This window comes from Pantoea deleyi, from assembly GCF_022647325.1.
Classification (GTDB): domain Bacteria; phylum Pseudomonadota; class Gammaproteobacteria; order Enterobacterales; family Enterobacteriaceae; genus Pantoea; species Pantoea deleyi.
Genome location: NZ_CP071405.1, coordinates 458,038 through 477,384 on the forward strand (window position 1 = coordinate 458,038; position 19,347 = coordinate 477,384).

The 19,347-nt window shown below is 55.7% G+C and carries 18 protein-coding genes, 2 tRNA genes and 4 rRNA genes; 15 read left to right on the forward strand and 9 right to left on the reverse strand.

The features are described from left to right. Positions 1-44: 44 nt before the first annotated feature. From J1C59_RS02195 to J1C59_RS02205, 3 genes are read left to right on the forward strand one after another with little or no spacing between them, the layout of a single operon-like run. Complete coding sequence (locus J1C59_RS02195) at positions 45-416, forward strand: DnaJ family domain-containing protein (RefSeq protein WP_128085580.1); 372 nt, start codon at positions 45-47, stop codon at positions 414-416. Next, positions 417-833: a Zn(2+)-responsive transcriptional regulator gene (gene zntR / locus J1C59_RS02200; RefSeq protein WP_128085581.1), complete on the forward strand. Its 417-nt coding sequence runs from the start codon at positions 417-419 to the stop codon at positions 831-833. A 59-nt stretch (positions 834-892) separates the two neighbouring features. After that, the gene (locus J1C59_RS02205; protein ID WP_128085582.1) at positions 893-1,102 is read left to right on the forward strand and encodes an alternative ribosome-rescue factor A; all 210 of its coding nucleotides are present in this window, start codon (positions 893-895) and stop codon (positions 1,100-1,102) included. A gap of 18 nt (positions 1,103-1,120) precedes the next feature. Here J1C59_RS02205 and mscL read toward each other — a convergent pair whose 3' ends face one another. From mscL to def, 5 genes are all read right to left on the reverse strand, one after another. Then, positions 1,121-1,531 (reverse strand): large-conductance mechanosensitive channel protein MscL, encoded by a 411-nt coding sequence (gene mscL / locus J1C59_RS02210; protein WP_111140922.1) that lies wholly within the window; start codon positions 1,529-1,531, stop codon positions 1,121-1,123. 124 nt (positions 1,532-1,655) lie between these two features. Then, positions 1,656-3,032, reverse strand: coding sequence for a Trk system potassium transporter TrkA (gene trkA / locus J1C59_RS02215; protein WP_111140921.1), 1,377 nt, complete (start codon positions 3,030-3,032; stop codon positions 1,656-1,658). A gap of 18 nt (positions 3,033-3,050) precedes the next feature. Continuing rightward, positions 3,051-4,352 (reverse strand): 16S rRNA (cytosine(967)-C(5))-methyltransferase RsmB, encoded by a 1,302-nt coding sequence (gene rsmB / locus J1C59_RS02220; RefSeq protein WP_128085583.1) that lies wholly within the window; start codon positions 4,350-4,352, stop codon positions 3,051-3,053. A gap of 49 nt (positions 4,353-4,401) precedes the next feature. Then, positions 4,402-5,346: a methionyl-tRNA formyltransferase gene (gene fmt, locus J1C59_RS02225; protein ID WP_128085584.1), complete on the reverse strand. Its 945-nt coding sequence runs from the start codon at positions 5,344-5,346 to the stop codon at positions 4,402-4,404. A gap of 20 nt (positions 5,347-5,366) precedes the next feature. Then, positions 5,367-5,879: a peptide deformylase gene (gene def / locus J1C59_RS02230; protein WP_111140918.1), complete on the reverse strand. Its 513-nt coding sequence runs from the start codon at positions 5,877-5,879 to the stop codon at positions 5,367-5,369. A gap of 115 nt (positions 5,880-5,994) precedes the next feature. Here def and dprA point away from each other — a divergent pair, with 115 nt between their 5' ends. The 6 genes from dprA to J1C59_RS02260 are packed head-to-tail and all read left to right on the forward strand — an operon-like array spanning position 5,995 to position 9,789. Beyond that, a complete protein-coding gene (gene dprA, locus J1C59_RS02235; RefSeq protein WP_140917333.1) occupies positions 5,995-7,119 on the forward strand; it encodes a DNA-protecting protein DprA in 1,125 nt (374 codons plus the stop codon). Beyond that, positions 7,091-7,564 carry a DUF494 family protein Smg gene (gene smg, locus J1C59_RS02240; protein ID WP_128085586.1) on the forward strand — a complete coding sequence of 158 codons (474 nt, stop codon included), beginning with the start codon at positions 7,091-7,093 and terminating at the stop codon, positions 7,562-7,564. The genes dprA and smg overlap by 29 nt, the downstream gene beginning before the upstream one ends. A 24-nt stretch (positions 7,565-7,588) precedes the next feature. After that, positions 7,589-8,134: a DNA topoisomerase family protein gene (locus tag J1C59_RS02245; protein WP_128085587.1), complete on the forward strand. Its 546-nt coding sequence runs from the start codon at positions 7,589-7,591 to the stop codon at positions 8,132-8,134. A 6-nt stretch (positions 8,135-8,140) separates the two neighbouring features. Further along, on the forward strand, positions 8,141-8,713 hold the full coding sequence (tsaC, locus tag J1C59_RS02250) for an L-threonylcarbamoyladenylate synthase type 1 TsaC (protein ID WP_128085588.1): 573 nt from the start codon (positions 8,141-8,143) through the stop codon (positions 8,711-8,713). 3 nt (positions 8,714-8,716) lie between these two features. Continuing rightward, the gene (aroE, locus tag J1C59_RS02255; protein ID WP_128085589.1) at positions 8,717-9,535 is read left to right on the forward strand and encodes a shikimate dehydrogenase; all 819 of its coding nucleotides are present in this window, start codon (positions 8,717-8,719) and stop codon (positions 9,533-9,535) included. Continuing rightward, the gene (locus J1C59_RS02260; RefSeq protein WP_128085590.1) at positions 9,532-9,789 is read left to right on the forward strand and encodes a DUF1488 family protein; all 258 of its coding nucleotides are present in this window, start codon (positions 9,532-9,534) and stop codon (positions 9,787-9,789) included. The genes aroE and J1C59_RS02260 overlap by 4 nt, the downstream gene beginning before the upstream one ends. On the opposite strand, the gene J1C59_RS02265 is transcribed toward J1C59_RS02260, so the two are convergent. Continuing rightward, the gene (locus J1C59_RS02265; RefSeq protein WP_128085591.1) at positions 9,756-10,310 is read right to left on the reverse strand and encodes a gamma carbonic anhydrase family protein; all 555 of its coding nucleotides are present in this window, start codon (positions 10,308-10,310) and stop codon (positions 9,756-9,758) included. The two genes, J1C59_RS02260 and J1C59_RS02265, sit on opposite strands and share 34 nt — an antisense overlap. Positions 10,311-10,800: 490 nt before the next feature. Between J1C59_RS02265 and J1C59_RS02270 the strand changes: the two genes are divergently transcribed. From J1C59_RS02270 to rrf (J1C59_RS02295), 6 genes are all read left to right on the forward strand, one after another. After that, a 16S ribosomal RNA gene (locus tag J1C59_RS02270) occupies positions 10,801-12,340 on the forward strand. An 88-nt stretch (positions 12,341-12,428) separates the two neighbouring features. Then, positions 12,429-12,503 (forward strand) — tRNA-Glu (locus J1C59_RS02275). Positions 12,504-12,729: 226 nt separating this feature from the next. Further along, positions 12,730-15,636: ribosomal RNA gene (locus J1C59_RS02280) — 23S ribosomal RNA — on the forward strand. 89 nt (positions 15,637-15,725) lie between these two features. After that, positions 15,726-15,841, forward strand: a 5S ribosomal RNA gene (rrf, locus tag J1C59_RS02285). 14 nt (positions 15,842-15,855) lie between these two features. Then, positions 15,856-15,931 (forward strand) — tRNA-Thr (locus tag J1C59_RS02290). 34 nt (positions 15,932-15,965) lie between these two features. Beyond that, positions 15,966-16,081 (forward strand): 5S ribosomal RNA (gene rrf, locus J1C59_RS02295). The 16S, 23S and 5S rRNA genes sit together here with 2 tRNA genes alongside, the layout of an rRNA operon. A gap of 200 nt (positions 16,082-16,281) precedes the next feature. Here the strand turns inward: rrf (J1C59_RS02295) and J1C59_RS02300 are convergent. The 3 genes from J1C59_RS02300 to J1C59_RS02310 are packed head-to-tail and all read right to left on the reverse strand — an operon-like array spanning position 16,282 to position 19,346. Continuing rightward, positions 16,282-17,043 (reverse strand): amino acid ABC transporter ATP-binding protein, encoded by a 762-nt coding sequence (locus tag J1C59_RS02300; RefSeq protein WP_111139686.1) that lies wholly within the window; start codon positions 17,041-17,043, stop codon positions 16,282-16,284. A gap of 8 nt (positions 17,044-17,051) precedes the next feature. Next, entirely contained in the window at positions 17,052-18,152 is a 1,101-nt protein-coding gene (locus J1C59_RS02305) for an amino acid ABC transporter permease (RefSeq protein WP_128084850.1), read from the reverse strand. Between the two features lie 15 nt (positions 18,153-18,167). After that, a complete protein-coding gene (locus J1C59_RS02310; protein WP_128084849.1) occupies positions 18,168-19,346 on the reverse strand; it encodes an amino acid ABC transporter permease in 1,179 nt (392 codons plus the stop codon). Between the last annotated feature and the right edge of the window lies 1 nt (position 19,347).

The window sequence follows — 19,347 nt, forward strand, 5'->3', positions numbered from 1 at the left end:
TTACTATTTTAGAAGCAGCGCAATTAACTTCAGAGGAGTCGGCTATGTGGCTGGTTGACGAACTTGCTGAACAGCATATCAGAGCAGCACTGCAAAAAGGCGAGCTGAGTAATCTTCCCGGCGCCGGTAAGCCGCTGCAGCTGGATGATGACAGTCATGTTCCGCCAGAATTAAGAGCGGGCTACCGGTTACTGAAAAATGCAGGCTTTCTGCCGCCCGAGCTTGAGCTGAGACGCGAGGCCGTGGAGGTGAACGATCTGATCCGTCAGCTCGATCCGGACGATCGTCACTATCAGGATCACTGTCATCGGCTGCAGATACTGGAGCTGAGACTGCGTCAGGCGGGCATGAGTACTGATTTTCTGCACGGATCCTATTCCACGGCGATTGAGCAGCGTTTCCGCGAGGAGGAGTAAATGTTTCGCATCGGGCAGTTAGCGAAGCTGGCTGAGGTCACGCCAGACACCATCCGCTTCTATGAAAAGCAGCAGATGATGGATCATGATGGCCGGACGGAGGGCGGTTTTCGGCTCTACAACGAGGGCGACCTTCAGCGTCTGAAGTTTATCCGCTATGGCCGCAAACTGGGGTTCAGCCTGGAAGCCATCAGAGAGCTTCTCTCGATCCGGGTCGATCCCGCGCATCATACCTGTCAGGAGTCGAAAGCGATCGTCGAAAAGCGGCTCAGTGAAGTGGCTGAAATGATCGCAGAATTAGAAACGATGCAGCGTTCGCTTCGGCACCTTTCCGATGCCTGCTGCGGTGACAGTCACAGTAGCGTTTCGTGCTCAATTCTGGAAGCGCTGGAGCGCGGCGGGGCACAGGATAAATAAGCGTATTGTTATTTTGCTGCAAAAGCATAAAGTATCACTCTATCTCAACAGGAGGCGTCATGAGTAAATATCAGCATACCAAAGGGCAGATTCGCGATAACGCAATTCAGGCTCTGTTACACGACCCGCTCTTCAGGCAGCGCGTGGAGCAGAAGCAAAAGGGTAAAGGAAGTTTTAAGCGGAAGGAAAAACACAACAAGGGGAATGGATGGGAGGGCAGTGATAAGAAAGCGTCTTATCACTGCCCTTCTGCTAAAAGCGTCAGATAAGTTCTGACGGCTCAGAGACTATACGCGGGTATTCTGCTGTTTCAGCAGGTCGCGGATTTCAGTCAGCAGCACTTCTTCATTCGACGGCTTAGCAACCGGCTTCTCAACTTCTTTTTTCTTATACAGACGGTTCATCAGTTTGATAGCCATAAAGATCGCAAACGCGATGATCACAAAATCGAAGATCGTCTGCAGGAAGATACCATACTGCATGACCACGGCTGGCGCGTCGCCGGTTGCAGGCTTAAGCACCCACTGGAAAGATTTAAAATCGACCCCACCAATCAGTAAGCCCAGCGGCGGCATGATGATGTTGGCGACCAGTGATGAAACGATCTTACCGAAAGCCGCACCAATGATGACACCGACGGCCAGATCTATCACATTGCCGCGCATTGCAAACTCACGAAACTCTTTGATTAAACTCATACTTATCTCCTTGCCCAAGCCAATGTCATAAAGTCTAACAAACCTGACTGGTTTTGCCATCTGCACAGCGAATTAAGCGGCAGTTTTAGTTACCGCTGATTGGGTGAGCCTGTACTGATGAAAGTCAGAGGAAGAACGGACTGGGCTGGAACAGGCGTTCCACATCGGAGACAAATTTTTTGTCGGTCAGGAACATGATGACATGGTCGCCCTGTTCGATGCGCAGGTTATCGTTGGCGATCATCACGTCGTCGCCGCGAACCACCGCGCCGATAATGGTGCCCGGCGGCAGCTTGATATCATCAATTGAGCGACCCACTACGCGTGAAGTCGATTCATCGCCATGCGCTATTGCTTCGATCGCCTCTGCGATACCGCGTCGTAATGAAGAGACACCCACGATATCGGCTTTGCGCACATGTCCCAGCAGGGCAGAAATGGTCGCCTGCTGAGGTGAAATCGCAATATCAATCACGCTGCCCTGAACCAGATCGACATAGGCGCGGCGCTGAATCAGCACCATCACCTTCTTCGCGCCCATCTTCTTCGCCAGCATCGCTGACATAATATTGGCTTCATCATCATTGGTGACGGCGATAAAGAGATCGACCTGTTCGACATGCTCTTCTGCCAGCAGCTCCTGATCTGACGCGTCGCCATAGAAGACCACCGTGTCCTGCAGATGTTCTGCCAGCTCGGCGGCCCGCTGAGGGTTCCGTTCAATCAGCTTCACGCTGTAGTGTTTTTCCAGTCGCTGCGCCAGACCAAACCCGATATTGCCGCCACCGACCAGCATAATGCGCTTGTAGGGTTTCTCCAGCCGCTGCATTTCACTCATCACCGCACGAATGTTCTGGCTGGCCGCGATGAAGAAGATCTCATCGCCGGCTTCGACGATGGTAGAGCCCTGCGGGCGGATAGGGCGATCCTGACGGAAGATAGCGGCGACGCGCGTATCAATATGCGGCATATGTTCACGCATGATCGACAGCGGATTGCCGACCAGCGGTCCGCCATAGTAAGCCTTGACCACGGCCAGGCTGACTTTCCCCTCCGCAAAGTTTACCACCTGCAGTGCGCCGGGATACTGGATCAGACGATAGATATTTTCGATCACCAGCTGCTCAGGTGAGATCAGATGATCGATAGGCACCGCTTCAGGGATAAACAGCTTATCTGCGTCACGCAGATAGTCGGCAGCGCGAATACGGGCGATACGATTAGGCGTATTGAAAAGCGAATAGGCGATCTGACAGGCAATCATGTTGGTTTCGTCGGAGTTTGTGACGGCAACCAGCATGTCGGCATCTTCGGCGCCTGCCTCACGCAGGATGCGTGGATGGGAACCATGACCCTGCACCACGCGAAGATCGAACTTATCCTGCAGATGGCGCAGGCGCGACGCGTCGGTATCAACCACCGTGATATCGTTATTCTCGCCCACCAGATTTTCTGCCAGCGTGCCGCCAACCTGTCCTGCACCCAGAATGATTATTTTCATCGCTTATCAATACTCATCTCAGTTTGTACCCGATTTCTTTATCAGCTTCGCGTAGAAGAAACCATCTCCGCCTTCGGCCTGTGGGAAAACCTGTAGCCCGTTCGCGGGCGCACCCTGCAGCGGTTCGGCCCGGGCATCAGGCTGACGCTGGAGAAAAGCGTCTATCTGCTGATGATTCTCTTCGGGCAGGATAGAACAGGTGGCATAGATTAGCGTACCGCCAGGTTTCAGATGGGGCCAGATAGCGTCCAGAATTTCGCGCTGAAGCGCGGCCAGCTCGGCGATATCCCGATCCCGGCGCAGCCATTTGATGTCGGGATGACGGCGGATAACGCCGGTAGCGGAGCAGGGGGCATCCAGCAGGATACGATCAAACTGACGATCGCCGCACCACTGTTGTGGCGTCCGTCCGTCACCCTGTTTCACCTCGGCGTTCATGCCCAGTCGTGTCAGATTCTCATGAACCCGCTTCAGGCGCTGCGCATCCACGTCGACCGCCAGCACGCTGGCTTTGGGCGCGATTTCAAGAATATGGGTGGTTTTACCGCCGGGCGCCGCGCACAAATCCAGAATCTGTTCGCCATTCCGCGGCTCAAGCAGCTGGGCGCAGCGCTGCGCAGATAGATCCTGCACGGTCACCCAGCCCTGTCCGAAGCCGGGTAACTGGCTGACCGGCGCCGGGGCATCGAGCCGCAGCGCATCCGGCACGTCGTCAGCGGGCTGCGCACTGCGGCCGCTTTCGGCCAGCAACGCGAGCCAGGCGTCGCGATCCTGGTGCTGACGGTTGACACGCAGCCACATCGGCGGACGCTGATTATTCGCCTCCACAATCTGCTGCCACTGCGTCGGCCAGGCGTGCTGCAGGCGTTTCAGCAGCCAGCCCGGATGCAGATAGCGCTGCGGGCCTTCCTGAATGCTGGCCAGCAGCGTTTCCCGCTGGCGCTGGAACTGGCGCAGTACGCCATTCAGCACGCCTTTCAGACTGGTACGCTTCAGGGCCTCGGCACCCGCCACGGTTTCTGCCAGTGCGGCATGGGCAGGGACACGGGTATACTCCAGCTGATACAGCCCGACCATGATCAGATAGTGCAGAACCCGCTGTTTACCGGTCAGCGGGCGTTCCATCAGTTTGCCGATCAGGGCTTCCAGCTGCGGCAAGGTGCGCAGGACGCCGAAACAGATCTCCTGCACCAGGGCACTGTCTTTATCGGAGAGTTTTTTCTGGGCGGCAGGCAGGGCGGTATTCAGGGATTCACCTTTGTCGACGACGCGCTCAATGAGTTGAGCGGAGAGGCTACGCAGGTTAATTGATTTCGTCATAGGGTTTTGTCATCAAACAAAAAGCCCGGCGAGTCACCGGGCCAGAGAGTCAGTCCAGAAGGGTTCCAGGTTCAAACCATTCCCGGCGCGAGTTGAGAAGATCCTGAGCCGACATCGGTTTTTTACCGGCAGGCTGTAACTGCAGCAGGTTCAGAACACCCTGCGTCGTCGCGATCCGGATGCCATGCTTATCGGCACTGATGATTTCGCCTGGCGAACGGTCGACGTGCGGCAGAACGCTTGCCTGCCAGACTTTTACCGGTTGATCGCCGACAGTAAAGAAGCTCATCGGCCAGGGATTAAACGCGCGAATACAGCGTTCAAGCTGCTCTGCAGAGAGGGTCCAGTCCAGACGGGCCTCTTCTTTGCTGAGCTTTTCCGCGTAGCTGACCTGCGCCTCATCCTGCTTCTCCGGGGAAGCCTGCTGCGTATTCAGTAAGGTCAGCGTCTCCAGCAACCCCTGCGGCCCGAGTCCGGCCAGCCGATCATAGAGCGTGGCGCTGGTGTCCTGAGCGGTAATCGGACAGGCAAGTTTATAGAGCATATCGCCGGTATCCAGACCCACATCCATCTGCATGATGGTCACGCCGGTTTCGCTGTCGCCCGCCCAGAGCGCGCGCTGAATCGGCGCCGCGCCGCGCCAGCGAGGCAGCAGCGAGCCATGCACGTTGATACAGCCCAGGCGGGGCATATCAAGCACGGCTTTCGGCAGAATCAGGCCATAGGCCACGACCACCATCACATCGGCCTGCAGATCAGCGACCAGCTGCTGATTCTCTTCAGGTCGCAGAGATTTAGGCTGAAAGACCGGAATGTCATGCGCGAGGGCCAGCGTTTTGACCGGGCCAGGCGTTAATTTGTTACCGCGACCCGCAGGGCGGTCGGGCTGGGTGAATACGCCGATAACCTGATGTTCAGAAGCAAGCAGCGCGTCAAGATGACGCGCTGCAAAGTCAGGTGTGCCGGCAAAGATGATTTTTAGCGGGGCAGACACGTTTATCCCTTCTTAAGGTCTCAGGAAGCCTGGGCGTTCTGACGCGCCAGCTTCTCTAACTTCGTTTTGATCCGTTGACGCTTCAGCGGCGACAGATAATCGATAAACAGCTTGCCTTCCAGATGATCGATCTCATGCTGGATACAGATAGCCAGTAACTCGCTGGCTTCCAGTTCGAAACTTTTACCGTCGCGATCCAGCGCACGGACCTTCACCCGCTCGGCGCGCGGAACAAAAGCACGCTGTTCCGGAATAGAGAGGCAACCCTCTTCGATACCGGTTTCACCGCTTTTTTCCAGCAGCTCAGGGTTGATCAGCACTAAACGCTCTTCGCGACTTTCAGAGACATCAATCACGATAATGCGCTGATGAATATCGACCTGCGTTGCCGCCAGACCAATACCTTCTTCGGCATACATCGTATCGAACATATCATCAACGATACGCTGAATGTCTGCGTTAACTTCTTTAACGGGCGCGGCGACTTTGCGCAGGCGCTCGTCAGGGAAATGTAATACCTGCAAAACTGACATAAATATCCAGATCTGTATTCGGTTATGAAAAGATTACTACCCCATATTGTAGACTTTTCGGGACCTGATTGACAGCATTGTGCGGCAGGAAGCCGGGGTGTTCAGGGAGCCGAAGATGGAGAGATTAGCGCACTATATGCGGCTGGCGGCCGTGAGTGGAATGACAGGGAAACGCTGGGTTGATGCGGTGCAGAAAACCGAAGCCGGTGCAGCAGACCCTGCGCCTCTGATTCGGGCTGGGTTAGATACGAATCAGCGCCGTCAATATGATGGCGTCAGCGAACAGACGATTGCCGGGGTCTGCACCTGGCTGGCACAGAGCCCGTCCCATCATCTGGTGAGTGCGCTGGACCCGGCCTATCCTCTTCGTCTCAGAGAAACCCGTCACTTTCCGCCGCTGCTTTATATTAATGGTGATCCTGGCGCGCTGAGTACGCCTCAGCTAGCTGTGGTGGGGAGCCGGAACGGGTCTCAGAATGGCCGGTACTGGTGTGACTGGTTTACCCGGCACCTGTCGCTCAGCGGTCTGACTATCACCAGCGGGCTGGCGCGGGGGATCGATGGTGTGGCCCATCGGGCCGCGCTGAGCGCGGGCGGAAAAACGGTGGCGGTGTTAGGCAGTGGCCTGCAGCGGCTCTATCCCAAAAATCATGCCCGGCTGGCCGCTGAGATTGTTGAGCAGGGCGGGGCTGTCGTCTCAGAGTTTCCGCTGACGGCGCTCCCGCATCCGCATCACTTCCCGCGCCGTAATCGCATCATCAGTGGCCTGAGTCATGGCGTGCTGGTGGCAGAAGCAACGCTCAGGAGTGGCTCGCTGGTGACGGCCCGTTATGCGCTGGAGCAGAACCGCAACGTCTACGCGTTGCCGGGCGCGCTCGGCAACCCGCTCAGTGAAGGCGTAAACTGGCTGATCCAGCAGGGAGCGCTACTGGTGGCCCACCCCAATAACATCCTGGAAGACCTGGCCAGCGCACTTAACTGGCTGCCGCAGATCCAGACCAGTGAAATTTATTCTGAGATGAGTGACGCTGCTCCATTGCCATTTGCTGATGTGTTGGCTAACGTAGGTGATGAGGTTACACCTGTTGACGTTGTCGCTGAACGTGCCGGCCAATCTGTGCCAGTTATCTCAGCTCAGTTGCTGGAACTGGAGTTAGCAGGATGGATCGCAGCTGTACCCGGCGGCTATGTCCGATTGAGGAGGGCATGCCATGTTCGACGTACTGATGTATTTGTTTGAAACATATATCCACAACGAAGCAGAAATGGGTGTTGATCAGGACAGATTGACAGACGACCTGACGGATGCCGGGTTCCATCGTGAAGATATCTACAGTGCGCTGAACTGGCTGGAAAGACTGGCGGATTACCAGGAAGGACTGGTGGCGCCAGTTTTAATGACGAATGATCCGCTCTCTATGCGCATCTACACTGATGAAGAGAGCAAGCGTTTAGATGCCGACAGCCGCGGTTTCCTGCTCTTCCTGGAGCAGATTCAGGTGCTGAATCTGGAAACCCGTGAAATGGTTATCGAACGCGTCATGGCGCTGGACACTTCAGAGTTCGACCTGGAAGATCTGAAATGGGTGGTGCTGATGGTGCTGTTCAACATCCCGGGATGTGAGAACGCCTATCAGCAGATGGAAGAACTGTTATTCGACGTCAATGACGGTATGCTGCACTAAATTTCCTTTCATGCATTGATCGCTATGAGTAAAGCTGCACTTTTCACGGTGCCTAAACAGGATCCCTGCCCCGCTTGCGGGGCAGAACTGGTTATCCGCTCCGGTAAACATGGTCCTTTCCTGGGCTGTGCGAACTATCCGGCGTGCGACTACATTCGTCCTTTAAAAAGTCAGGCCGATGGCCATGTGGTCAAAGTGCTGGAAGGGCATCCCTGTCCTGAATGCGGCGCAGATAAAGTGCTGCGGCAGGGGCGTTTTGGCATGTTCATTGGCTGCAGCCACTATCCGGAATGCGGATATACGGAAACCATCGACAAGCCGGATGAAACCACGCTGGCCTGTCCGCAGTGTCATGAAGGCCACCTGGTTCAGCGCCGCTCCCGCTATGGCAAAACGTTTCACTCCTGCGATCGCTATCCGGCCTGCCAGTTTGTCGTAAACCTGACCCCCGTTGCCGGAGTCTGTCCTTATTGCCAGTATCCGCTGTTAGTTGAGAAAAAGACGGCGCAGGGCGTGAAACGCTTCTGCGCCAGTAAGCGTTGTGGCAAAGCCATTACTGAAGAGAATTGATCGTTCATGGAAAATCAACACCTCGCCGATTCGCTTGAAACCTGCTTAGAGCAGCTGAATCGACAGGCGGTCATCGCCTATCCCACTGAAGCCGTATTTGGTCTGGGCTGTGACCCTGACAGTGAATCCGCCGTTATGGCTCTGCTGGCGCTGAAACAGCGTCCGGTAGAGAAGGGGCTGATTCTGATCGCGGCTGACTACAGCCAGCTGGAGCCTTACATCTCCGCGCGCGAACTCTCTGTAACCCAGCGGGAACGGATGTTTGCATGCTGGCCTGGCCCGGTCACGTTCGTTGTCCCCGTTCCGCCTCAGACGCCGCGCTGGCTTACCGGACAGTTTGATTCACTGGCGATCCGTGTCAGCGACCATCCGGATGTGCAGGCGATTTGCCGGGCATTCGGCAAACCGCTGGTATCGACCAGCGCAAATCTGACCGGTCTGCCTCCCTGCCGCACGGCAGAAGAGGTGAAGCGCCAGTTTGGCGAGCATTTCCCGGTGCTGTCTGGAAAGACAGGTGGACGACTCAATCCTTCCGAAATCCGCGATGTCATCAGCGGCGAACTTATACGTCAGGGTTAATGTATGGACCACTTCGCCGTTTTCGGTAATCCGATCAACCACAGTAAATCTCCGCTGATCCATCAGGCTTTCGCTGAACAGACGGGCATCGAACACCGCTATGGCCGTATCTGCGCGCCGATGGAGGGATTTCCTCAGGCGCTGACGGCTTTTTTTGAACAGGGCGGACGTGGTGCCAACGTGACGTTGCCTTTCAAACAGCAGGCATTTGAATTTGCCGATCGGCTCACTGAACGTGCCGCGCTATCCGGCGCGGTAAATACGGTGAAGAAACTCAGCGATGGGCTAATCCAGGGCGACAATACGGATGGTATTGGCCTGCTAAGCGATCTTGAACGGCTGGGGATGATCACTGCCGGTGACAAGGTATTGCTGGTGGGCGCCGGCGGCGCGGCGCGTGGAGTCATCCTGCCGCTGCTTTCATCAGGGGTCACACTGACGGTGGTCAACCGCACCGCCGCGCGGGCAGAAGAGCTGGTCAGCCTGTTCAATAAGCATGGCACCCTCCGCGCCTCTGATTTCGACCAGTTAGCAGATCAGCACTTCGACTTAATCATTAATGCCACCTCAAGCGGCGTAGAGGGGAAGACACCGCCTTTACCTGCGGAACTCATCCATCCCGGGGTGCGCTGCTATGACATGTTCTATCAAAGCGGGCTGACGCCGTTTTTGCACTGGTGCCAGGCGCACGGCGCGCAGCATCTTGCCGATGGCGTGGGCATGCTGGTTGGCCAGGCCGCCCATGCCTTCTATCTGTGGCACGGTGTGATGCCGGAAATTGCGCCGGTCATCGTTCAGCTTAAGCAGGCCATGCAACCGTGAATCAGGCTATCCAGTTTCCGGATGAGGAAACCTATAACGCGGAACGGAATGCTGTCTGTTTCCCGGTGCTGGTAAACGGCATGCGGCTGAACTGTGCCATCGGCGCTGCGGCGCTGGTGGCGCGTTTTGGTGAAGGGGAGGCGATGGCGCTGTTTCAGCACCATCGCTGGGATCTGGAAGATGAAGCCGAAGCGGCAATACGTCAGGATCGTATTGATGATCAGGGCTGGATCTGGTTATCGCCAGCCAGGTAGTCATCCTTCCAGGTAACGTAGTTGTTAGCGGAATAGCGTAAACCTTCTTTCTCACTCTCATTCAGCGGCCTGATCTGTCTGACCGGACTCCCCAGATAGAGATAGCCGCTCTCCAGTCTTTTACCCGGCGGCACCAGACTGCCCGCGCCAATCATCACCTCTTCTTCTACTATCACGCCATCGAGCAGAATCGATCCCATACCAACCAGCACACGATTCCCAATGGTGCAGCCGTGAAGCATGGCTTTATGTCCGACCGTGACATCCTCGCCAATAATCAGCGGGAAGCCCTGTGGATTAGATGCGGATTTGTGCGTCACATGCAGAACACTGCCATCCTGGACATTGGTGCGGGCGCCAATGCGCACCTGATTCACATCACCCCGGATAGCAACCAGCGGCCAGATGCTGACGTCATCCTCCATAATCACATCGCCGACGACGACACTGCTGGGATCCACCATGACGCGCTGACCGGTTTGCGGAAAAAGATGTTTATAGGGACGTAGAGCGGAACTCATTATGTTCTCCTTTATCGTGTTTACAGTTCAGCCTGATGCGATTTCAACCAGCTGACAAGCCCATTCTGGCCTGGATCGCTGGCGATCTCATCAATCTGGATCATTTATAACCATTCAGAAAAAAGATCCAAAAAAAGGGTTGTGCTCTGAAACGGGATCCCTATAATGCGCCTCCATCAACACGGCACACCGGCAACGGGAAACGGGCTGAGAGGCACAGGAGACTGCGCCGCCGGAGAAAACTTCTGAAAAAAGAGGTTGACTCTGAAGGAGGAAAGCGTAATATACGCCACCTCGCGACAGGACGCTAACGCACTGTTCGCACTGCTCTTTAACAATTTATCAGACAATCTGTGTGGGCACTCGCAGGATTGATATCAGCGTCTCCGGACGCAAAAAATATTAAGCCTCACGAGTGAACACATAATGAAATTCATTATGACGTTTTACAGATGAGCATCGCTGGACTTGTTCCGGCAAATCAAACTTTAAATTGAAGAGTTTGATCATGGCTCAGATTGAACGCTGGCGGCAGGCCTAACACATGCAAGTCGGACGGTAGCACAGAGAGCTTGCTCTCGGGTGACGAGTGGCGGACGGGTGAGTAATGTCTGGGGATCTGCCCGATAGAGGGGGATAACCACTGGAAACGGTGGCTAATACCGCATAACGTCGCAAGACCAAAGAGGGGGACCTTCGGGCCTCTCACTATCGGATGAACCCAGATGGGATTAGCTAGTAGGCGGGGTAATGGCCCACCTAGGCGACGATCCCTAGCTGGTCTGAGAGGATGACCAGCCACACTGGAACTGAGACACGGTCCAGACTCCTACGGGAGGCAGCAGTGGGGAATATTGCACAATGGGCGCAAGCCTGATGCAGCCATGCCGCGTGTATGAAGAAGGCCTTCGGGTTGTAAAGTACTTTCAGCGGGGAGGAAGGCGGTGCGGTTAATAACCGCGCCGATTGACGTTACCCGCAGAAGAAGCACCGGCTAACTCCGTGCCAGCAGCCGCGGTAATACGGAGGGTGCAAGCGTTAATCGGAATTACTGGGCGTAAAGCGCACGCAGGCGGTCTGTTAAGTCAGATGTGAAATCCCCGGGCTTAACCTGGGAACTGCATTTGAAACTGGCAGGCTTGAGTCTCGTAGAGGGGGGTAGAATTCCAGGTGTAGCGGTGAAATGCGTAGAGATCTGGAGGAATACCGGTGGCGAAGGCGGCCCCCTGGACGAAGACTGACGCTCAGGTGCGAAAGCGTGGGGAGCAAACAGGATTAGATACCCTGGTAGTCCACGCCGTAAACGATGTCGACTTGGAGGTTGTTCCCTTGAGGAGTGGCTTCCGGAGCTAACGCGTTAAGTCGACCGCCTGGGGAGTACGGCCGCAAGGTTAAAACTCAAATGAATTGACGGGGGCCCGCACAAGCGGTGGAGCATGTGGTTTAATTCGATGCAACGCGAAGAACCTTACCTACTCTTGACATCCAGCGAACGGGGCAGAGATGCCCCGGTGCCTTCGGGAACGCTGAGACAGGTGCTGCATGGCTGTCGTCAGCTCGTGTTGTGAAATGTTGGGTTAAGTCCCGCAACGAGCGCAACCCTTATCCTTTGTTGCCAGCGATTCGGTCGGGAACTCAAAGGAGACTGCCGGTGATAAACCGGAGGAAGGTGGGGATGACGTCAAGTCATCATGGCCCTTACGAGTAGGGCTACACACGTGCTACAATGGCGCATACAAAGAGAAGCGACCTCGCGAGAGCAAGCGGACCTCACAAAGTGCGTCGTAGTCCGGATCGGAGTCTGCAACTCGACTCCGTGAAGTCGGAATCGCTAGTAATCGTGGATCAGAATGCCACGGTGAATACGTTCCCGGGCCTTGTACACACCGCCCGTCACACCATGGGAGTGGGTTGCAAAAGAAGTAGGTAGCTTAACCTTCGGGAGGGCGCTTACCACTTTGTGATTCATGACTGGGGTGAAGTCGTAACAAGGTAACCGTAGGGGAACCTGCGGTTGGATCACCTCCTTACCTTAAGATACCTTCCCGCGCAGTGCTCACACAGATTGTCTGATAAAAAGTAATGAGCAGGACGGCTGCGAAGTCGTGACACTATCGTGTCCCCTTCGTCTAGCGGTTAGGACTCCGCCCTTTCACGGCGGCAACAGGGGTTCGAATCCCCTAGGGGACGCCACCTGCTTGGTGACAGGTGAAAGGTGTCTCCACAGTATCTCAAAACCGGTTCGGCTGCGTAAGCGGCGGAGACGCGTTTGAGATATTTGCTCTTTAACAATCCGGAACAAGCTGAAAATTGAAACGACGTAGCGCGTCATCCCTCCGTAATAAGGGGTGACAGGGCGATACGGTCGGGTCTCTCAATGCTTGCAGTCCGCAGCGTGAAAAACGCCTGTGGGTTGTGAGGTTAAGCGACTAAGCGTACACGGTGGATGCCCAGGCAGTCAGAGGCGATGAAGGACGTGCTAATCTGCGTAAAGCGACGGTAAGGTGATATGAACCGCTACAGCCGTCGATGTCCGAATGGGGAAACCCGGTGCACTCTGTGCATCATTGCAGCATGAATACATAGTGCTGCAAGGCGAACCGGGGGAACTGAAACATCTAAGTACCCCGAGGAAAAGAAATCAACCGAGATTCCCCCAGTAGCGGCGAGCGAACGGGGAGCAGCCCAGAGCCTGAATCAGCCTGTGTGTTAGTGGAAGCGTCTGGAAAGTCGCAGGGTACAGGGTGATACTCCCGTACACAAAAACACACGGTCTGTGAGCTCGATGAGTAAGGCGGGACACGTGGTATCCTGTCTGAATATGGGGGGACCATCCTCCAAGGCTAAATACTCCTGACTGACCGATAGTGAACCAGTACCGTGAGGGAAAGGCGAAAAGAACCCCGGCGAGGGGAGTGAAACAGAACCTGAAACCGTGTACGTACAAGCAGTGGGAGCCTCTTTTATGGGGTGACTGCGTACCTTTTGTATAATGGGTCAGCGACTTATATTCTGTAGCAAGGTTAACCGTATAGGGGAGCCGCAGGGAAACCGAGTCTTAACTGGGCGTTAAGTTGCAGGGTATAGACCCGAAACCCGGTGATCTAGCCATGGGCAGGTTGAAGGTTGGGTAACACTAACTGGAGGACCGAACCGACTAATGTTGAAAAATTAGCGGATGACCTGTGGCTGGGGGTGAAAGGCCAATCAAACCGGGAGATAGCTGGTTCTCCCCGAAAGCTATTTAGGTAGCGCCTCGTGAACTCATCTCCGGGGGTAGAGCACTGTTTCGGCTAGGGGGCCATCCCGGCTTACCAACCCGATGCAAACTGCGAATACCGGAGAATGTTATCACGGGAGACACACGGCGGGTGCTAACGTCCGTCGTGAAGAGGGAAACAACCCAGACCGCCAGCTAAGGTCCCAAAGTCATGGTTAAGTGGGAAACGATGTGGGAAGGCACAGACAGCCAGGATGTTGGCTTAGAAGCAGCCATCATTTAAAGAAAGCGTAATAGCTCACTGGTCGAGTCGGCCTGCGCGGAAGATGTAACGGGGCTAAACCATGCACCGAAGCTGCGGCAGCGGCGCGTATGCGTTGCTGGGTAGGGGAGCGTTCTGTAAGCCGTCGAAGGTGTGCTGTGAGGCATGCTGGAGGTATCAGAAGTGCGAATGCTGACATAAGTAACGATAAAGCGGGTGAAAAGCCCGCTCGCCGGAAGACCAAGGGTTCCTGTTCAACGTTAATCGGAGCAGGGTGAGTCGACCCCTAAGGCGAGGCCGAAAGGCGTAGTCGATGGGAAACAGGTTAATATTCCTGTACTCGGTGTTACTGCGAAGGGGGGACGGAGAAGGCTATATCAGCCGGGCGACGGTTGTCCCGGTTTAAGCGTGTAGGCGGAGGGTCCAGGTAAATCCGGACTCTTTTAACGCTGAGGCGTGACGACGAGGCACTACGGTGCTGAAGTGATAAATGCCCTGCTTCCAGGAAAAGCCTCTAAGCATCAGGTAACACAGAATCGTACCCCAAACCGACACAGGTGGTCAGGTAGAGAATACCAAGGCGCTTGAGAGAACTCGGGTGAAGGAACTAGGCAAAATGGTGCCGTAACTTCGGGAGAAGGCACGCTGGCGCGTAGGTGAAGGGACTTGCTCCCGGAGCTGAAGCCAGTCGAAGATACCAGCTGGCTGCAACTGTTTATTAAAAACACAGCACTGTGCAAACACGAAAGTGGACGTATACGGTGTGACGCCTGCCCGGTGCCGGAAGGTTAATTGATGGGGTTATCCGTAAGGAGAAGCTCTTGATCGAAGCCCCGGTAAACGGCGGCCGTAACTATAACGGTCCTAAGGTAGCGAAATTCCTTGTCGGGTAAGTTCCGACCTGCACGAATGGCGTAATGATGGCCAGGCTGTCTCCACCCGAGACTCAGTGAAATTGAACTCGCTGTGAAGATGCAGTGTACCCGCGGCAAGACGGAAAGACCCCGTGAACCTTTACTACAGCTTGACACTGAACATTGAGCCTTGATGTGTAGGATAGGTGGGAGGCTTTGAAGCGCGGACGCCAGTCTGCGTGGAGCCATCCTTGAAATACCACCCTTTAATGTTTGATGTTCTAACGTGGCCCCGTAATCCGGGGTGCGGACAGTGTCTGGTGGGTAGTTTGACTGGGGCGGTCTCCTCCTAAAGAGTAACGGAGGAGCACGAAGGTCAGCTAATCACGGTCGGACATCGTGAGGTTAGTGCAATGGCATAAGCTGGCTTGACTGCGAGAGTGACGGCTCGAGCAGGTGCGAAAGCAGGTCATAGTGATCCGGTGGTTCTGAATGGAAGGGCCATCGCTCAACGGATAAAAGGTACTCCGGGGATAACAGGCTGATACCGCCCAAGAGTTCATATCGACGGCGGTGTTTGGCACCTCGATGTCGGCTCATCACATCCTGGGGCTGAAGTAGGTCCCAAGGGTACGGCTGTTCGCCGTTTAAAGTGGTACGCGAGCTGGGTTTAGAACGTCGTGAGACAGTTCGGTCCCTATCTGCCGTGGGCGCTGGAGAATTGAGGGGGGTTGCTCCTAGTACGAGAGGACCGGAGTGAACGCACCACTGGTGTTCGGGTTGTCATGCCAATGGCACTGCCCGGTAGCTAAGTGCGGAAAAGATAAGTGCTGAAAGCATCTAAGCACGAAACTTGCCCCGAGATGAGTTCTCCCTGACTCCTTGAGAGTCCTGAAGGGACGTTGAAGACGACGACGTTGATAGGCCGGGTGTGTAAGCGCAGCGATGCGTTGAGCTAACCGGTACTAATGACCCGTGAGGCTTAACCTTACAACGCCAGAGGCGTTTTTGAGAGACAATTTTCAGCCTGAACCGGATAATCTGCGCGGCCCCGAGGGCGGCGCGGAAGACAGAATCTGCCTGGCGGCTTTAGCGCGGTGGTCCCACCTGACCCCATGCCGAACTCAGAAGTGAAACGCCGTAGCGCCGATGGTAGTGTGGGGCCTCCCCATGCGAGAGTAGGGAACTGCCAGGCATCAAATTTAGTGTGCTGATATGGCTCAGTTGGTAGAGCGCACCCTTGGTAAGGGTGAGGTCCCCAGTTCGACTCTGGGTATCAGCACCAGTTAAGACACGAGTTCGGTAAATTAAAGAATTTGCCTGGCGGCTGTAGCGCGGTGGTCCCACCTGACCCCATGCCGAACTCAGAAGTGAAACGCCGTAGCGCCGATGGTAGTGTGGGGTCTCCCCATGCGAGAGTAGGGAACTGCCAGGCATCAAATAAGAGAGAGCCCTTCGCGTATGCGAAGGGCTTTTTTCGTTGTGGCGTAATAATCCTTTCACTCTCTCTGGCGTCTGTTACCCCATCGCTCTGCTGTCTGTGCATCGGCTACCAGGCTAGCGAAGCGGCCAGGGGATTCCGGGCCATAAAAAACCCGGCACCAGGCCGGGTTAACAGACTGTCTGAACGTCCTGTCAGTGGATAACCTGCGACAGGAATGCCCGGGTACGCTCCGATTTTGGATTGGCAAAGAACTCCTGAGGTGGCGCGACTTCGACGATCTCACCCCGATCCATAAAGATCACCCGGTCTGCGACCGTGCGGGCAAAGCCCATCTCATGGGTCACGCAGAGCATCGTCATCCCATCCTCAGCCAGGCCAATCATCGTATCCAGCACCTCCTTCACCATTTCAGGATCCAGCGCCGACGTTGGCTCATCGAACAGCATAATTTTCGGTTTCATACAGAGCGAGCGGGCAATCGCTACACGCTGCTGCTGACCGCCCGAGAGCTGTCCCGGGAATTTATGCGCGTGTTCAGCGATGCGCACGCGCTGCAGATAGTGCATGGCCAGTTCGTCCGCTTCCTTCTTTGGAATCTTCCTTACCCACGATGGTGCCAGGGTGCAGTTTTGCAACACGGTCAGATGGGGGAAGAGGTTGAAGTGCTGGAAGACCATACCCACTTCGGTGCGCACGCGCTCAATATTACGAACGTCATCGTTGAGGTGAATGCCATCCACCACGATGCGCCCCTGCTGATGCTCTTCCAGATGGTTGATGCAGCGAATCGTGGTCGATTTGCCGGAGCCGGAAGGGCCGCACAGCACGATGCGTTCGCGGGGTTTTACCTGCAGATTGATGTCTTTCAGTACGTGGAACTGCCCGTACCATTTATTCACGTTCTCAAGCGAGATCATCAACGGGTCGGAAGAGTGTGTCATAGAGTCAGTCATGTAAAACCTCAGTGCGGTGTACGCCCGGTGTGAAAGCGCTTTTCCAGATACTGGCTATAGCGCGACATGCTAAAACAGAAAATCCAATAGACCAGCGCAGCAAACACATAGCCTTCGGTCGACATGCCCAGCCAGGCCGGATCGACCGTGGCCTGCTGGACGCTGCTGAAAAGATCGAAGAGGCCGATAATGATGACCAGACTGGTATCTTTGAACAGGGCGATGATGGTATTCACCAGGCCGGGGATCGTGAGCTTCAGTGCCTGCGGCAGGATCACCAGCATCTGTGTCTTCCAGTAGCCCAGCGCCAGGGATTCGGCGGCTTCATACTGCCCTTTAGGCAGCGCCTGAAGGCCGCCGCGAACCACTTCAGCCACATAGGCGGACTGGAAGAGGATTACCCCAACCAGCGCACGCACCAGCTTGTCGATCGTCGTTCCTTCCGACATAAACAGCGGCAGCATTACGGATGACATAAACAGCACGGTAATCAGCGGAACGCCACGCCAGAACTCGATGAAGATAATCGACAGCGTGCGCACCACCGGCATCCGTGAACGACGACCCAGCGCCAGCAGGATGCCCAGCGGCAGCGCGCCGGCAATCCCGACCGAGGCGATGATCAGCGTCAGCGTTAATCCACCCCATTGACGGGTTTCGACCCGCTCCAGCCCCAGGTAGCCGCCATAGAGCAGGAACCAGACCGTCAGCGGATAGATAACCGCCCAGGCAGCGATGTAACGTCCACGACAGGGCAGGCTTTTCACGAACATCGGCACAATCGACAGCAGGCCAATCACCAGAGCCAGGTTAATGCGCCAGCGCAGCTCATGCGGGTAGAGCCCATACATGAACTGACCGAATCGCGCATGGATAAAGACCCAGCAGGCGCCCTCTTTGGTGCAATCGGCGCGCGTGGAGCCGATCCAGTTGGCCTGAAAGACCAGCCAGTTCAGCGCGGGCGGAATGACATGCCAGATTACCCAGAGGCACAGCAGCGTCAGTAAGGTATTAAACCAGCTTGAAAACAGATTTTTACGAGCCCAGAGCCAGGCGCGACTGAACAGCGTCGTCGGGACGGGGGGCGTTTCATGTGTAGTAACAGACATAAGGATCCCGTTCTCTTAACGCTCAACCAGCGCAATCTTGCGGTTGTAGAGGTTCATAAGCAGCGATATCAGCAGGCTGATAATCAGGTAAACGCCCATCGTGATCGCGATCGTCTCGATAGCCTGGCCGGTCTGATTCAGGACCGAACCGGCAAACAGCGACACCATATCGGGATAACCGATGGCGGCGGCCAGAGAGGAGTTCTTCACGATGTTCAGGTACTGGCTGGTCAGCGGCGGAATAATCACCCGCATGGCCTGCGGGATAATCACCTGGCGCAGCGTCACCGGATTCGGCAGGCCCAGCGATCGTGCGGCTTCATGCTGACCATGCGGCACCGACTGAATGCCGGATCGGATGACTTCCGCGATAAACGACGAGGTATAGATCGAGAGTGCCAGCGTCAGCGCCGCCAGCTCCGGAATCATGACCGAGCCACCCCGGAAGTTGAACCCGCGCAGCTGCGGCACATCCCAGTGCGTCGCCGGGCCAAACCCCATATAGGCCAGCAGCGGGAAGAGGATCAGCATCCCCACCGCAGCGGGCCATGTGCGACGCAACTGACCAGTTTTCAGCTGGTGCGTCCGGTTGAAGCGGAACAGGCCATAGCTCACGGCTAACGCCAGAAGCAGTGCGATAATAAACGGCCAGCTGCCCGGTGCGTAGGTCGGCCACGGCACGTAGAGCCCGCGATTGCTGACATAGGCCAGATCGAAGGCGTTCAGTGCCTGGCGCGGGCCGGGCAGGTTGCGCAGTACCGCAAAGTACCAGAAGAAGATCTGCAGCAGGGGCGGGATGTTACGGAAGGTCTCGATATAGATATTTGAAAGCTTCCGCAGCAGCCAGTTGTCAGACAGACGAGCCAGACCGACCGCAAATCCGATAATCGACGCGAAAACAATACAGAGCGCAGAGACCAGCAGCGTGTTGGTTAATCCGACCATAAACACGCGCGCGTAGGTATCTCCCTCCGTGTACTCAATCAGGTGCTGCACGATGCCGAAACCGGCCGTGCGCTCAAGAAATCCGAATCCCGATGTGATGCCGCGACTGGCGAGGTTGATAATGGTGTTGTGCACCAGATAACCCACCACACCAAGCACCGCAACAACGGCGATGAGCTGATAAATCCAGGCGCGAACCGTGGGATTACCAAATGAAAAATCCCTTTTCACGGTTGGGCGTTGTGACATG